This window comes from Curtobacterium sp. ODYSSEY 48 V2, assembly GCF_023712625.1.
Classification (GTDB): Bacteria; Actinomycetota; Actinomycetes; order Actinomycetales; family Microbacteriaceae; genus Curtobacterium.
Window position 1 is genome coordinate 19,662 of sequence record NZ_JAMAXX010000005.1, and the last position, 15,471, is coordinate 35,132.

The window sequence follows — 15,471 nt, forward strand, 5'->3', positions numbered from 1 at the left end:
GGTCGGCCGCCACGAACACGGGAGACACGTGACCAACGAACGACGGGTGCTGGTGCACCCGGACAAGCAGTCCCTCGGCGCGTCGGTCGCCGCTCGCTTCATCACGAAGATCATCGACGTGCTGGACGAGCAGGAGCGCGCGGACATCGCGATCAGCGGCGGCTCGGTGTCGACCCTGGTCCTCGCGGCGATCGGGCAGTCGCCTGCGCGTGAGAGCGTGGACTGGTCGAAGGTGCACGTGTGGTGGGTCGACGAGCGCTGGGTCGCCGAGGGCGATGCGGACCGCAACGTCACCGGCACGGAGACGGACTTCTTCGAGCACGTGGACATCCCGCAGGCGAACATCCACCCGATGGCACCGTCCGACGCCGGGCTGTCCATCGACGAGGCCGCCGCTCAGTACGAGCGCGAGCTCCAGGAGGCAGCACCCGAGGGCGCGGTCGCGCCCCGCTTCGACATCACGCTGCTCGGGGTCGGCCCCGACGGCCACACGGCGTCGCTCTTCCCCGAGTTCCCGCAGCTCGCGGTGACCGACCGTGCCGTGCTGACGGTCGACGACTCCCCCAAGCCGCCGGCGCAGCGCCTGACGCTGTCCTTCCCGGTGATCAACGCCTCGCAGCGCGTGTGGGTCATCCTGTCCGGCGCCGAGAAGGCGTCGGTGCTCGGCCTCGCGCTGGCCGGTGCCGCGGTGGACGAGGTCCCCGTCGGCGGCGTCCAGGGCCGCAAGCGCACCGTGTTCTTCGTGGACCAGGACGCCGCGCGCGAGGTCCCCGAGAACCTCATCGCGTCGACCTACTAGACGCGACCCCCTGACGGACGGGAGGCGCGGTGCCGGCTGGCACCGCGCCTCCCGTCCGTCTGTGGTCCGGTCGGTCCGCGCAACTGCCGTGCGGACGTCGCCGGCCCGCTTCCGGTCGCACGACTTGCCACTCACCTCCGACCCCGACGGCATGTCGTGCGACCCGAACGACCGCGTGCGGCACGTCCTGCGACCGGAACAGCCAGGACCGGAGGACCGAGGGCACCGACGACACGTCCGGCGGATGACGAAGGCCCCCGCACCGGATCGGTGCGGGGGCCTTCTGACGCCAGGTGCTACTTCGCGGTACCGCGACGCTGCCGGAGCTGCTGCAGCGCGTCCTCGAGGAGCTGCGCTGCCTCTTCCTCGGTGCGGCGCTCCTTCACGTACGCGAGGTGCGTCTTGTAGGGCTCGGTCTTCGCGACGACGGGAGGGTTCTCCTTGTCGCGGCCGGCCGGCAGACCCGTCGACGGCGAGTCCACCGTCTCCGGGATCTCGTCGTCCGGCAGGGTCGCCGAGAAGTACCGCACGACCTCGTTGCCGAGGGCGTCCCAGTACGAGACGGCCACGCGCTCGGCCTGGACGCCGCGGTCCTGCTCCCCCATCGGACCCGCGCCGACGCGGGACCCTCGGATTGCACTGCCTCCGGTTGCCATGGCTCAGCTCCCTGCCGTGAACTTGTTGATGAGACCGAGCACGATGATCGAGACGATCCAGACCAGACCGAGGATCACCGTGATGCGGTTGAGGTTGCGCTCGGCGACGCCGGACGCCCCGAGGTTGCTCGTCACGCCGCCGCCGAACATGTCGGAGAGACCGCCACCGCGGCCCTTGTGCAGGAGGATGAGGAGCGTGAGCAGGAGGCTCGTGATCGCGAGCAGGACCTGCAGCACGACGGAGAGTATCGCCACGACGTACCTTTCGTGTGAAGTCAGCCCTGCAAGTGTAGCGGGCCGCGTGAGCAGCCCCGACACCGGCACGGGCGTGGCTCAGGCCGGCCACGCGGACGTGGCCGGCCTGAGCAGGATGGATCAGAGTCCGACGTGCTGCCGGAAGCGCGCGATCGCCGCGAACTCCTGCACGTCGAGCGAGGCCCCACCGACGAGCGCGCCGTCGATGTCGGGCTCGCGCAGGAAGCCGGCGATGTTGCCCGACTTCACAGAACCGCCGTAGAGCACGCGCGTGCTGGCGGCGAGGTCGTCGCCCCAGGCCTCGGCGATCCCGCGACGCAGCGCGGCGCAGTCCTCCTGGGCCTGTTCCGCAGTCGCGGCCTGACCGGAACCGATCGCCCAGACCGGTTCGTACGCGACGACGATCTCGGACGGCTTCACGGCCTCGAGGACGACCTTGAGCTGTTCGACCGGGACGACACCGGCGCCGCGCTGCTCGCGCTCCTCGCCGGTCTCACCGACACAGACCACCGGCACGAGGCCGTGCTTGACTGCAGCGGCGGTCTTCGCGGCGACGACCTCGTCGGTCTCCCCGTGCAGCGTGCGCCGCTCGGAGTGTCCGACGATGACGTACTGCGCATCGAGCGCTGCGAGGAACGCCCCGGACACGTCACCGGTGTGGGCACCGGAGTCGTACTGGGACAGGTCCTGGGCGCCGAACCGGATCTCGAGCTTGTCGGCCGAGATGAGCGTCTGCACGCTGCGGAGGTCCGTGAAGGGCGGGAACACCGCGACCTCGACGTCGTCGTGGTCGTGGCGGGCATCCTTCAGGGTCCACGCGAGCTTCTGCACGGTGGCGATGGCCTGGAGGTGGTCCAGGTTCATCTTCCAGTTACCGGCGATGAACGGACGGCGGTTCATGCTGTGTCCTTCCCGGAGTCACCGGCGATGAACGGCGTGCGGGTCATCGGGACCACCCCAGTGCTTCGAGACCGGGGAGCGACTTGCCCTCGAGGAACTCGAGGCTCGCACCACCGCCGGTCGAGATGTGTCCGAACCGGTCGTCCGAGAACCCGAGCGACCGGACGGCCGCCGCGGAGTCGCCACCGCCGACGACACCGAGGCCGTCGACCTCGGTCAACGCCTGCGCGACCGTCTTCGTGCCTGCTGCGAACGCCGGGAACTCGAACACGCCCATCGGGCCGTTCCAGAACACGGTCTTCGAGCCGGACACCGCCGACGCGAAGCGCGCCGCGGTCTCCGGGCCGATGTCGAGGCCGATGCCGTCCGTGCCGAACGACGAGGACTCGATCGCGTCGGCCGCGACGGTCTCGTGGTCGGCGTCCGCAGCGAACCCGGAGGCCACCACGACGTCGGTCGGCAGGTCGATCGTCACGCCGAGCTCGTCCGCCTTGGCGAGGTACGCCCGGACGGTGTCGAGCTGATCCTGCTCGAGGAGCGACTTCGCGACCCCGTGACCCTGGGCCGCGAGGAACGTGAAGAGCATGCCGCCGCCGATGCACAGCGTGTCGACCTGCGGGAGCAGGTGCTCGATGACACCGAGCTTGTCGCTGACCTTCGATCCGCCGAGCACGACCGTGTACGGCCGCTGCGGGTCCTTGGTCAACCGCTCGAGCACCGTCAGCTCGGACTCGATGAGCGAGCCGGCCGCGCTGGGCAGCGCTGCCGCGAGCTCGTACACGGAGGCCTGCTTGCGGTGCACGACGCCGAAGCCGTCCGACACGAACGCGTCACCGAGGGCGGCGATCCGCTCGGCGAACGCCGTGCGCGCCGACGCGTCCTTCGAGGTCTCCTCCGGGTTGAAGCGGAGGTTCTCGAGCAGCAGGACGTCGCCGTCCCCGAGGGCCTCGGCGGCCGCGGTCGCCTCGTCGCCGACGGTCTCGCCGACGAAGGTGACCTCCTTGCCGAGCAGTTCGGAGAGCCGCTGCGCCACGGGGGCGAGCGAGTACTCCTGCGCAGGCGTGCCGTCGGGACGACCGAGGTGCGAGATCACGATGACCCGCGCACCGGCGTTGACGAGCGTGTTGAGCGTGCCCAGCGACGCGCGCACGCGGCCGTCGTCGGTGATCGTGCCGTCCTTGAGCGGGACGTTCAGGTCACACCGGACGACGACGCGCTTGCCGGCGAGGTCGCCGAGGTCCTCGAGGGTGCGGAGGCTCATGCCGAGAGTCGCTCGCCCACGTACTCGGTCAGGTCGACGAGGCGGTTCGAGTAGCCCCACTCGTTGTCGTACCACGAGGTGATCTTGACGAGCTTGCCGATGACCTTGGTCAGGCCGGAGTCGTAGATCGACGAGTGCGGGTCCGTCGTGATGTCGGTCGACACCAGCGGGTCCTCGCTGTAGAGCAGGATGCCCTTGAGCGGGCCCTCGGCGGCCTCCTTGTAGGCGGCGTTGATCTCGTCGACGGTGACCTCGGACGACGTCTCGAGGGTGAGGTCGGTGATCGAACCGGTCGGCACCGGCACGCGGAGGGCGTAGCCGTCGAGCTTGCCGGCGAGCTCGGGCATGACGAGGCCGATGGCCTTCGCCGCACCGGTCGAGGTCGGGACGATGTTGAGCGCCGCGGCGCGGGCACGACGCGGGTCCTTGTGCGGGCCGTCCTGCAGGTTCTGGTCGGCGGTGTACGCGTGCACCGTCGTCATGAGGCCACGCTCGATGCCGAACTTGTCGTGGAAGACCTTGGCGAGCGGCGCGAGGCTGTTCGTGGTGCACGACGCGTTCGAGATGATGTTGTGGTTCTCGGGGTCGTACTGGTCCTCGTTCACGCCGAGGACGATGGTGACGTCGTCGCCGGTCGCCGGGGCCGAGATGATGACCTTCTTGGCGCCCGCGTCGATGTGCTTCTGCGCGTCGGCTGCCTTGGTGAAGAAGCCGGTCGACTCGATGACGATGTCGACGCCCAGCTCGCCCCAGGGGAGGTTCGCGGGGTCGCGCTCCGCGAGGACCTTGATCGGCTTGCCGTCGACGACGATGCTGTCGCCGTCGAGCTCGACGGAGACGCCGAGACGACCCGTGATGGAGTCGAACTTCAGCAGGTTCGCGAGGGCCGCGTTGTCGGTGAGGTCGTTCACCGCCACGATCTCGAGGTCGGAGCCCTTGGCGAGGGCGGCCCGGAAGAAGTTACGGCCGATGCGGCCGAAGCCGTTGATGCCGATCTTGACGGTCAATGGATCTCCTGGTGGGTGTGGAGCGCCCCGGGGGCGCTGCTTTTCGGAGTCGTGCGGCCCTGCGGACCCACGTGTGGTGGACGATACGCCCCGTAACGTCGCCGTAACGACCCTAGCAGTCGGACACTGCGCGCCCGCGCCGGATGACGGTCCGTCCGGACGGTCCCGCCGACGGTGGTGGACGCTCCCCCGGACGGACAGGAGGCGCGGTGCCAGCCGGCACCGCGCCTCCCGTCCGTCGTGGGGCCGGTCGGGGCTACGCCCCCTCGAGCTCCTCCGGCACGCTGGCCTCGGTCCCCGGCACGCCGGTGTCGACGGCCTTCTTGTCGGCCATCGCGAGCAGGCGGCGGATGCGGCCGGCGATCGCGTCCTTGGTCATCGGCGGCTCGGCGTGCTGACCGAGCTCGTCGAGCGAGGCGTCACGGTGCTGCAGCCGGAGCGACCCGGCGTACTTGAGGTGGTCCGGGACGTCGTCACCGAGGATCTCGAGCGCGCGCTCGACGCGGGCGCACGCGGCGACGGCGGCCTGCGCCGAGCGGCGGAGGTTGGCGTCGTCGAAGTTCACCAGACGGTTGGCGGTGGCGCGGACCTCGCGGCGCTGGCGCATCTCCTCCCACTCGGCGGTGGTGCGGGCGGCGCCCATGACGGTGAGCATCTGGCCGATCGCCTCGCCGTCGCGGATGACGACGCGGTGGACGCCGCGGACCTCGCGGCCCTTCGCGGCGATCCCGAGGCGCGAGGCGGCACCGACCAGTGCCATCGCCGCCTCGTTGCCCGGGCAGGTGACCTCGAGCGCGGCGGCGCGACCGGGGTCGGTCAGCGTGCCGGAGGCGAGGAACGCACCGCGCCAGATGGCGGCGAGGTCCTCGCGGTTGCCGGTCGTCAGACGGTTCGGCAGGCCACGCACCGGGCGACGGCGCGCGTCCATGAGCCCGGTCTGGCGGGCGAGCGTCTCCCCCGCCTCGAGCACGCGGACCAGGTAGCGGGTGCCGCGGCGGGAGGACGCGGACGACCCCACCGACGCCTCGCTCCGCACGCCGTACAGCTCCGCCAGGTCCTTGCGCACGCGGTGGACGATGATCCGGGTGTCGAGCTCGACCTCGACCGCGATCCTGCCCGAGATGACGTGCAGGCCGCCCGCGAACCGCAGGATGGTCGCGAGTTCGGCGGCGCGGACCGTGTTGCGGTTCACGACGACCCTGGCCAGTTCGTCCTTGACCTCGGCAGTCAACGGCACAGCATCATTCCTAACGTTTTCTCTGGTGGGGTCCGCGGGTCCGGCGCACGTGGGTGTGGAGCGGCCGGAGGAACGGTCACTCCCGGCCGAGATCTCGGTTCTTCACACGCACGGCGACGTCGGACATCCCGCGGAGGAGGTTCGCCAACTCGGCGACGACGGCGACCGAGCGGTGCTTGCCGCCGGTACAGCCGATGGCGATCGTAGCGTGTCTTTTGTTCTCGCGTTGGTATCCCGCCAGCACGGGCTCGAGCACGGCAGCGTACCGCTCGACGAACGAGCGGGCGCCCGGCTGCGACAGGACGTACTCCGAGACGGGGGCGTCGAGGCCGGTGTGCGGGCGGAGTTCCGGCACCCAGTAGGGGTTCGGGATGAACCGCACGTCCGCGACCATGTCGGCGTCGGCGGGCAGCCCGTACTTGAACCCGAAGCTCATGAGCGTGACCTGGACCCCGACGAAGTGGTCGTCGGCGAAGCGCTCCGTGACGGCGTTGGCGAGCTGGTGGATGTTCAGGTCCGAGGTGTCGATGACGACGTCGGAGGCCTCGCGCAGCCCGGACAGCCGCGAACGCTCGAGGCCGATGCCGTCGAGCAGCGTCCCGTCGCCCTGCAACGGGTGCGGCCGGCGGACCTGCTCGAAGCGGCGCACGAGCACGGCGTCCGTCGCCTCGAGGAAGAGCACCCGGACCCGGGCGGAGGTGCTGGCACGGACCTGCTCGACCGCCTGCTCCGGGTCGGTGAAGAACCGTCCGCCGCGGACGTCGACGACGGTCGCGATCTTCGGGATCTTCTCCCCGGCACGGTCCGCGAGCTCGGTGAGCGGGCCGAGCATCTGCGTCGGGAGGTTGTCGACCACGTACCAGCCGAGGTCCTCGAGCGCCTTGCCGACCGTGGAACGGCCGGCGCCGGACATGCCGGTGACGATGAGGATGTCGTGCTGCTGCGACGCGGACGTCGGGGTTGTTCGGTCGTCGCTCGTGTCGCTCATGTGTGGGAGGGCTCCGTCGTGGCGGCCCGGGCCACGGCCCGGGGAGGTCTCGGCTTCGGGTCTCGGCTGCGCGTCCAGGCTACCGTCCCGCGCTCGGAGCGGGGCCGGTCACCGTGGACGCGACGGGCCGTCGGCGGAGACGTCCGGGACGCGGACGGGGCCGACCGGCCGGGAGGCGCGGCTCGGCTCCTCCACGGCGGCTGCTGCGGGCGGGTCCGGGTCCGTCGTCCGCTCCGGACCGGGGGTGCTGGCTGCGCGCCCGGCAGGGTCGGCGTCGCTCGCCTCCGGCACGCTTCCTCCGGGCGGGCTCCCCTCCGGCGCGCTGCGGGGCGTCTGCGCGAGCTTCGTGACGACCGCCGCCGCGGTGGCCGGCCCGACGCCGTTCACCTCGGCGATCTGCTCCGCCGTCGCCTCACGCAGGCGCGCGACCGACCCGAAGTGCTTGAGCAGGGCGTTCACCCGCGTCGGGCCGAGCCCGGGGATCTCCGACAGCTGCGACCGGACGTCGCGCTTCCGGCGGGTCCGCTGGTGCGTGATCGCGAACCGGTGCGCCTCGTCACGGATCCGCTGGATCAGGAAGAGCGCCTCGGAGTTGCGCGGCATGATCACCGGGAAGTCGTCGTCGGGCAACCACAGTTCCTCGAGCCGCTTCGCGATGCCCACCAGGGCGATGTCGTGCACACCGGCCTCGTCCATCGCCCGCTTGGCCGCCTGGACCTGGGGCTGGCCGCCGTCGACGATGAGCAGCTGCGGACGGTACGCGAACCGCTTCGTCGGCTTCGTGCCCTCGACGACGTCCTCGCTCGTGGCGTCCGGGACGTCCGGCACCGTGGCGTCCTCGTCGAGGCGCGCCAGCCGTCGCGACAGCACCTGGTACATGCTGTCGGTGTCGTCGGTCGTCTCGGCGATCGTGTAGCGGCGGTACTGGTCCTTGCGCGGGAGCCCGTCCTCGAACACCACCATCGACGCCACCACGTTCGTGCCCTGCAGGTGGGAGATGTCGTAGCACTCCATCCGCAGAGGGGCCTCGGTCATGCCCAGGGCGTCCTGGATGTCGGCGAGGGCAGCCGACCGCGTCGTGTAGTCGGCGCTGCGCTTCGTCTTGTAGAGCATGAGCGCCTGCGCGGCGTTCTGGGCGGCCGTGCGCGCGAGGCCCGCCCGGTCACCCCGCTGGGCCGTGCTGAGCTTCGTGCCGCGCCCGCCGCGCCGCTCGCTGAGCCACTGCTGCAGGGCCTCGGCGTCCTCGGGGAGTTCCGGCACGACGACCTCGCGCGGGACGTCGTCGCTCGTCGCGTACTGGCCCTGGACGATCTGCTCGACCAGGTCGCCGGTGCTGATGTCGAGCTCCTTGTCGACCACCCACCCCCGGACACCGCGGATGCGCCCGCCGCGCACGGAGAACAGCTGCACGGCGGCGGCGAGCTCGTCCTCGGCCACACCGAACAGGTCGAGGTCGACCGAGTCCCGGAGGACCACCGCCGACTTCTCGAGCACCGCTTCGAGGGCACCGACCTGGTCGCGGTAGCGCGCCGCCTGCTCGTAGTCCATGGCGTCGGCGGCCGCGGCCATGCGCTGCCGCAGGGTCGTGATCACCCTGCGGTCGTAGCTGCCCATGAACCGGACGAACTCCTCGACGATCGCCCGGTGCTCGGCGATCGTGACCTTCTGCGAGCAGGGTCCACCGCACTTGCCGATCTGGCCCGGGAAGCACGGTTTGCCCGTCTGCATCGCCTTCTTGTAGGACGAGTCCGAGCAGGTGCGGATCGGGAACACCTTGATCATCAGGTCGATGGTGTCGTGCACCGCCCAGATCTTCGGGTAGGGCCCGAAGTACTTCGCGCCCTTGATCTTCCGGTTCCGCGTCACCATCACCCGCGGCGACTCCTCGCCCAGGGTGATCGCCATGTACGGGTACGACTTGTCGTCCCGGAACTTGACGTTGAACGGCGGGTCGAACTCCTTGATCCAGGTGTACTCGAGCTGCAGTGCCTCGATCTCGGAGCCGACGGTGGTCCACTCGACGCTCCGGGCCGTGAGCACCATGCGTCGGGTGCGCTCGTGGAGGGTCGGCAGCGGTGCGAAGTAGTTGCTCAGGCGGGCGCGGAGGTTCTTCGCCTTGCCGACGTAGAGCACCCGACCGGCCTCGTCACGCCACCGGTAGACGCCTGGGTCGGTCGGGATCTCCCCCGCCTTCGGCCGCCAGGAGACGGTGTCCGCCACCTACCGAGCACCCGCCTTCTGCTTGCTCTGCTGCCCGCCCTGGTGCTTCTGGGTGGCCTGACGCGCACCGACCGCCTGCTCCTTGCCGACACGGGCGTCCTGCGCATCGAAGATCTCGCGCAGGAAGACACCGGTGTGGCTCTCGGGGACGTCGGCCACGTGTTCCGGGGTGCCGACGGCCAGGACCGTACCGCCACCGGCACCGCCCTCCGGTCCCATGTCGACCAGCCAGTCGGCGGACTTGATCACGTCGAGGTTGTGCTCGATCGTGATCACGGTGTTGCCCTTGTCGACCAGGCTCTGCAGCACGAGCAGCAGCTTCCGGACGTCCTCGAAGTGCAGGCCGGTCGTCGGCTCGTCGAGCACGTAGACCGTGCGGCCGTTCGAGCGGCGCTGGAGTTCCGTCGCGAGCTTGACGCGCTGGGCCTCGCCACCGGAGAGGGTCGTCGCGCTCTGCCCGAGGCGCACGTAGCCGAGGCCCACGTCGACGAGCGTCGCCATGTAGCGGTGGATCGCCGAGATCGGCTCGAAGAACTCTGCCGCCTCGCTGATCGGCATGTCGAGGACCTCGGAGATGTCCTTGCCCTTGTAGTGCACCTGCAGCGTCTCGCGGTTGTACCGCGCACCGCCGCAGACCTCGCACGCCACGTAGACGTCGGGCAGGAAGTTCATCTCGATCTTGATCGTGCCGTCACCCGAGCAGTTCTCGCAGCGGCCGCCCTTGACGTTGAAGCTGAAGCGACCGGGCTGGTAGCCGCGCGCCTTCGCCTCGGGCGTCTCGGCGAAGAGCTGCCGGATGCGGTCGAACACGCCGGTGTAGGTCGCCGGGTTGGACCGCGGGGTGCGGCCGATCGGCGCCTGGTCGACGTGCACGACCTTGTCGAGCTGGTCGAGGCCCTTCACGCGGGTGTGCTTGCCGGCGATGTGCCGTGCGCCGTTGAGCTGGTTCGCGAGCACCTTGTACAGGATGTCGTTGACCAGGGTCGACTTGCCGGAGCCGCTGACGCCGGTCACCGCGGTGAAGACACCGAGCGGGAAGTCGACGTCGACCTGCTTGAGGTTGTTCGCCCGGGCGCCCTGCACGCTGATGACGCGCTTCGGGTTGATCTTCCGTCGCTCGGCGGGCACCTCGATCGCGCGCCGACCTGCCAGGTAGTCACCGGTCACCGACTCGCGGTTCGCGATGATGCCCTCGTAGGAGCCGGAGTGCACGACCTTGCCGCCGTTCACGCCCGCGCCCGGTCCGATGTCGACGACCCAGTCCGCCGTGCGGATGGTGTCCTCGTCGTGCTCGACGACGATGAGGGTGTTGCCGAGGTCCTTGAGCTTGACGAGCGTGTCGATGAGCCGACGGTTGTCGCGCTGGTGCAGGCCGATGCTCGGCTCGTCGAGCACGTAGAGCACGCCCGTCAGGCCCGATCCGATCTGCGTCGCGAGCCGGATGCGCTGCGCCTCGCCGCCGGAGAGCCCGCCGGCTCCGCGTGCGAGGGTCAGGTAGTTCAGGCCGACCTCGAGCAGGAACTCGAGCCGCGCGCGGATCTCGCGGAGGACGGCGGCCGCGATGTGCGCCTCACGCTCGGTGAGCGTCAGCTCCTCCATGAAGCCGTACGCCTGGTCGAGCGACATGTCGGTCACGTCGGCGATGCTGCGACCGTCGACCGTCACGGCGAGGACCTCGGGCTTCAGGCGCGTGCCGTCGCAGACCGGGCAGGGGACCTCGCGCAGGTAGCCCTGGAAGCGCTGCCGCTGCGAGTCCGACTCGGCCTCGGCGAACTTGCGCTCGATGTAGGGCATGACGCCCTCGAACCCGCTCGTGTACCGCATCTCGCGGCCGAAACGGTTCTTCCACGACACGGAGACCTGGAAGTCCTTGCCGGTCAGGATCGCGGCCTGCACCGACGGGTCGAGCTGGTTCCACGGGGTGTCGAGGCCGAACCCGAGGTCCTTGCCGAGACCCGCGAGGAGCTTCTCGAAGTACGAGTACAGCCCGCTCGTGCCCGTCCAGGGCAGCAGGACGCCGTCTCGCAGCGAGGCCTCGGGGTCGCCGAGCACCAGGTCGGGGTCGACCGACATGCGGGTACCGAGGCCCGAGCACTCGGGGCAGGCACCGAACGGTGCGTTGAACGAGAAGGTCCGCGGCTCGATCTCGGTGAGCGCGAGCGGGTGGTTGTTCGGGCAGGACAGGTTCTCGGAGTAGGTCCGGACCGCGCCGGGCCCCTCGTGGTCGACGAGGTCGATCGCCACGGTGCCGTTCGTCAACCGCAGGGCGGTCTCGAGCGAGTCGGTGAGGCGGCCGAGGATGTCGTCGCTCGCCACGAGACGGTCGACGATCACCGAGATGTCGTGCTTGACCTGCTTCTTGAGCTTGGGCGGGTCGCTCAGCTGGATGCGCTCACCGTCGACGATCGCACGGGCGTACCCCGAGGCCGCGAGCTCCTGGAAGAGGTCGACGAACTCGCCCTTCTTCTTGGAGACGACCGGCGCGAGGACCTGGAAGCGCGTGCCGGTCTCGAACTCCATGAGCTGGTCCGCGATCTGCTGCACGCTCTGCTTGCTGATCACCTCGCCGCAGACGGGGCAGTGCGGGACACCGATGCGCGCCCAGAGCAGACGCATGTAGTCGTAGACCTCGGTGATGGTGCCCACGGTCGACCGCGGGTTCCGGTTCGTCGACTTCTGGTCGATCGAGACCGCCGGCGACAGGCCCTCGATGAAGTCGACGTCGGGCCGGTCCACCTGGCCGAGGAACTGCCGGGCGTAGGCCGACAGCGACTCCACGTAGCGCCGTTGGCCCTCGGCGAAGATCGTGTCGAACGCGAGCGAGGACTTGCCCGACCCGGACAGCCCGGTGAACACGACGAGCGAGTCCCGAGGGATCTCGAGGTCGACGTCGCGGAGGTTGTGCACGCGAGCGCCCCGGACGCTGAGCGTCGAGGTGCTGTGCGGCGCCGTCCCGCCGGGTATGTGGAGGTCTGCAGGCTCGCCGAAGGCGTTCCGGCCCGGGGTCGCGGTTCCGCGGTCAGAGGTGATGGTCATCGCAGACGATTCTACGAAGCAGGACCGACATCCGTCCGGGCGTGGCGGTCTAGCCGAGTGCGTCGAGAGCGAACGCGACGCCGGTCGCCTGTTCGCTCGCCGTCCAGAGGCGCGCAGCGACGGTGCGGTCGTGGGCACGCGGGCGCGCCGGGACGAGCGCCGGACGACCGGCGAACTGGAGCGGACCGGCCGGCCCCCAGTACTCTCCCGAGCGCACGGCCTCACCGACGGCGGCGTGCACGAGTGGCCGCGCCCCGGCGTCCTTGCCCTGCGCCACCCAGCCCGAGCCCGCCCGCATCCACGCCGGTTCCGACCGCGTCGGCGCGACGTCCGGTCGGGGCGGCGCGGCGGCGTCGAGCGCAAGCCCCGGGTGCGCGACGACGCTGCGCACCCGCGAGCCGGCGTCACCCAACCGCTGCGCGAGCTCGAAGCCGAACAGCATCACCGCGAGCTTGCTCCTGGCGTACTGGCGGTGGCCCTCGTAGCGGCCGACCGCGAGCGGATCCGTCCGGTCGAGCGTCGTGAGGCGGTGCGCGATGGAGCCGAGGTGCACCACACGCCCGGCGTCCTGGTCGAGGGCCGGCAGCGCCAGCGCCGTCCAGGCGAAGTGTCCGAGGTGGTTCGTGCCGACCTGCAGTTCGAAGCCCTGCGCGGTGCGCTGCGGTCGAGCCGATCCGACCACGCCGGCGTTGTTGAGCAGGGCGTGCACGGGGCCGAGCTCCCGGAGCCGCACGGCCGCGGCACGCACGCTGTCGAGGTCGGCCAGGTCGAGGTGCAGGTGCACGAGCGCTGCGTCGTCGACGCGCTTCCGGATGCTCCGCTCGGCAGCGGCGGCACGCTCGGGGTTCCGCGTGGCGAGCACGACCCGGTGGCCCTGTGCCGCGAGCTGCTCGGCTGCGTGGTAGCCCAGGCCGGCGCTGGCACCCGTGACGACGACCGTCCGCCGCGCGGTCCCGGAGGTGTCAGCGGACATGCCCGGCGGACTCCATCTGTCGCAGCGCCTTCTTCAGGTCCTGCACCTCGTCGCGGAGCCGTGCCGCCAGCTCGAACTTCAGCTCGGCCGCGGCCTGCAGCATCTGGTCGTTGAGGTCGGCGATCGTCGCCTCGAGCTGGGTCGCGCCCTCTCCCGCGATGCCCTCGCGACGCAGGTTCGGCGTGGGCGACCGGCGGCCGTCGGAACCCGGGCGACCCTCGAGCAGCGCCTTGGTGTCGTCGCTCTCGCGCTGCAGCACCTCGGTGATGTCGGCGATCTTCTTGCGGAGGGGCTGCGGGTCGATGCCGTGCTCGAGGTTGTAGGCGACCTGCTTCTCGCGGCGCCGATCGGTCTCGTCGATCGCCTGGCGCATGGAGTCGGTAATCTTGTCGGCGTACATGAGCACCTGGCCCGACACGTTGCGGGCGGCACGGCCGATCGTCTGGATGAGCGACGTCGACGACCGCAGGAACCCCTCCTTGTCGGCGTCGAGGATCGCCACGAGGGACACCTCGGGCAGGTCGAGGCCCTCGCGCAGCAGGTTGATGCCGACGAGCACGTCGTACACGCCCTGGCGCAGCTCCGTCAGCAGTTCGACACGCTTCAGGGTGTCGACGTCGGAGTGCAGGTACCGCACGCGGACGCCGGCGTTGCCGAGGAAGTCCGTGAGTTCCTCGGCCATCCGCTTGGTCAGGGTCGTGACGAGCACGCGCTCGTCACGCTCGACGCGCAGCTTGATCTCCTCGAGCAGGTCGTCGATCTGGCCGTCGCTCGGCTTCACGACGATCTCGGGGTCGACCAGACCCGTCGGACGGATGATCTGCTCGACGACGCTGTCGGTGACGCCGAGTTCGTACTTGCCCGGGGTCGCCGACAGGTAGACCTTCTGCCCGACGCGCTCGAGGAACTCCTCCCACGTCAACGGTCGGTTGTCGAGCGCGCTCGGCAGGCGGAACCCGTGCTCCACGAGCGTGCGCTTGCGGGAGGCGTCACCCTCGTACATCGCGCCGATCTGCGGCACGGTCACGTGCGACTCGTCGATCACGATGAGGAAGTCGTCCGGGAAGTAGTCGATGAGGCAGTGCGGCGCCTCGCCCGCATCGCGCCCGTCCATGTGGCGCGAGTAGTTCTCGATGCCGGAGCAGAAGCCGATCTGCTCCATCATCTCGATGTCGAAGGTCGTGCGCATGCGGAGCCGCTGGGCCTCGAGCAGCTTGCCCTGGCCCTCGAGCTCGGCGAGTCGGTCGGCCAGCTCGTCCTTGATCCGCTCGATCGCCCGGTGCATGACGTCGGTGTCGGCGACGTAGTGCGACGCCGGGAAGATCGAGACACCGGGCAGGTCCGCGATGACGTTGCCGGTCAGCGGGTGCAGCGAGGTGAGCGCCTCGATCTCGTCACCGAACATCTCGATGCGGATCGCGTGCTCTTCGTACATCGGGATGATCTCGATGGTGTCGCCGCGGACGCGGAAGGTGCCGCGGGCGAAGTCGACGTCGTTGCGCTGGTACTGCATGCCGACGAACTTGCGCACGAGCTGGTCGCGGGAGATCGTCTGACCGACGTGGAGCGCGATCGACGCGTTCATGTACTGCTCGGGCGTGCCGAGGCCGTAGATGCAGGACACGGTGGACACGACCACGACGTCGCGCCGGCTGAGCAGCGAGTTCGTCGTCGAGTGCCGGAGCCGCTCGACCTCCGCGTTGACCGACGAGTCCTTCTCGATGAAGGTGTCCGTCTGCGGGACGTACGCCTCGGGCTGGTAGTAGTCGTAGTACGAGACGAAGTACTCGACCGCGTTGTTCGGCAGGAGCCCGCGGAACTCGTTCGCCAGCTGCGCGGCCAGGGTCTTGTTGTGCGCGAGCACGAGCGTCGGCCGCTGGACCTGCTCGATCAGCCACGCGGTGGTCGCCGACTTGCCGGTACCGGTCGCGCCGAGCAGCACGACGTCGGTCTCACCCGCGTTGATCCGACCGGCGAGCTCGGCGATCGCCGCCGGCTGGTCACCGCTCGGCGAGTACTCGCTGATCACCTCGAAGGGACGGATCGCCCGGGTGGGCTGGATCGACACTGCCATGGGGACAACGGTAGTCGCGCCCCCTGACACCCGACGGCCCTGATCGCCCACAGCTGAGCGGCTAC

At 70.1% G+C, this 15,471-nt stretch carries 12 protein-coding genes; 1 reads left to right on the top strand and 11 read right to left on the bottom strand.

The annotated features are described in order from the left end of the window. Positions 1 to 28: 28 nt before the first annotated feature. Positions 29 to 799: a 6-phosphogluconolactonase gene (pgl, locus tag M3666_RS08705; protein ID WP_251155013.1), complete on the top strand. Its 771-nt coding sequence runs from the start codon at positions 29 to 31 to the stop codon at positions 797 to 799. A 296-nt stretch (positions 800 to 1,095) separates the two neighbouring features. Here pgl and M3666_RS08710 read toward each other — a convergent pair whose 3' ends face one another. The 11 genes from M3666_RS08710 to uvrB all read right to left on the bottom strand — a co-directional run bounded on the left by M3666_RS08710 (position 1,096) and on the right by uvrB (position 15,394). Beyond that, the gene (locus M3666_RS08710) at positions 1,096 to 1,455 is read right to left on the bottom strand and encodes an RNA polymerase-binding protein RbpA (RefSeq protein WP_066654425.1); all 360 of its coding nucleotides are present in this window, start codon (positions 1,453 to 1,455) and stop codon (positions 1,096 to 1,098) included. A gap of 3 nt (positions 1,456 to 1,458) precedes the next feature. Then, positions 1,459 to 1,710 carry a preprotein translocase subunit SecG gene (secG, locus tag M3666_RS08715; protein ID WP_058727797.1) on the bottom strand — a complete coding sequence of 84 codons (252 nt, stop codon included), beginning with the start codon at positions 1,708 to 1,710 and terminating at the stop codon, positions 1,459 to 1,461. A 120-nt stretch (positions 1,711 to 1,830) separates the two neighbouring features. Further along, complete coding sequence (tpiA, locus tag M3666_RS08720; RefSeq protein ID WP_066654426.1) at positions 1,831 to 2,610, bottom strand: triose-phosphate isomerase; 780 nt, start codon at positions 2,608 to 2,610, stop codon at positions 1,831 to 1,833. Between the two features lie 43 nt (positions 2,611 to 2,653). Further along, on the bottom strand, positions 2,654 to 3,871 hold the full coding sequence (gene pgk, locus M3666_RS08725) for a phosphoglycerate kinase (RefSeq protein ID WP_066654427.1): 1,218 nt from the start codon (positions 3,869 to 3,871) through the stop codon (positions 2,654 to 2,656). Beyond that, on the bottom strand, positions 3,868 to 4,878 hold the full coding sequence (gene gap, locus M3666_RS08730) for a type I glyceraldehyde-3-phosphate dehydrogenase (protein ID WP_058749583.1): 1,011 nt from the start codon (positions 4,876 to 4,878) through the stop codon (positions 3,868 to 3,870). Before gap ends, pgk begins: the two co-directional genes overlap by 4 nt. 256 nt (positions 4,879 to 5,134) lie before the next feature. Further along, a complete protein-coding gene (gene whiA, locus M3666_RS08735; RefSeq protein WP_209682494.1) occupies positions 5,135 to 6,115 on the bottom strand; it encodes a DNA-binding protein WhiA in 981 nt (326 codons plus the stop codon). A gap of 76 nt (positions 6,116 to 6,191) precedes the next feature. After that, entirely contained in the window at positions 6,192 to 7,103 is a 912-nt protein-coding gene (gene rapZ, locus M3666_RS08740; protein WP_066654437.1) for an RNase adapter RapZ, read from the bottom strand. A gap of 108 nt (positions 7,104 to 7,211) precedes the next feature. Continuing rightward, on the bottom strand, positions 7,212 to 9,323 hold the full coding sequence (gene uvrC, locus M3666_RS08745; RefSeq protein ID WP_251155014.1) for an excinuclease ABC subunit UvrC: 2,112 nt from the start codon (positions 9,321 to 9,323) through the stop codon (positions 7,212 to 7,214). Continuing rightward, on the bottom strand, positions 9,324 to 12,359 hold the full coding sequence (uvrA, locus tag M3666_RS08750) for an excinuclease ABC subunit UvrA (RefSeq protein ID WP_245171061.1): 3,036 nt from the start codon (positions 12,357 to 12,359) through the stop codon (positions 9,324 to 9,326). It abuts the gene before it with no gap. Positions 12,360 to 12,408: 49 nt separating this feature from the next. After that, complete coding sequence (locus tag M3666_RS08755; protein ID WP_251155015.1) at positions 12,409 to 13,332, bottom strand: SDR family NAD(P)-dependent oxidoreductase; 924 nt, start codon at positions 13,330 to 13,332, stop codon at positions 12,409 to 12,411. Next, positions 13,322 to 15,394 carry an excinuclease ABC subunit UvrB gene (gene uvrB, locus M3666_RS08760; protein WP_066658265.1) on the bottom strand — a complete coding sequence of 691 codons (2,073 nt, stop codon included), beginning with the start codon at positions 15,392 to 15,394 and terminating at the stop codon, positions 13,322 to 13,324. The genes M3666_RS08755 and uvrB overlap by 11 nt, the downstream gene beginning before the upstream one ends. Positions 15,395 to 15,471 lie beyond the last annotated feature (77 nt).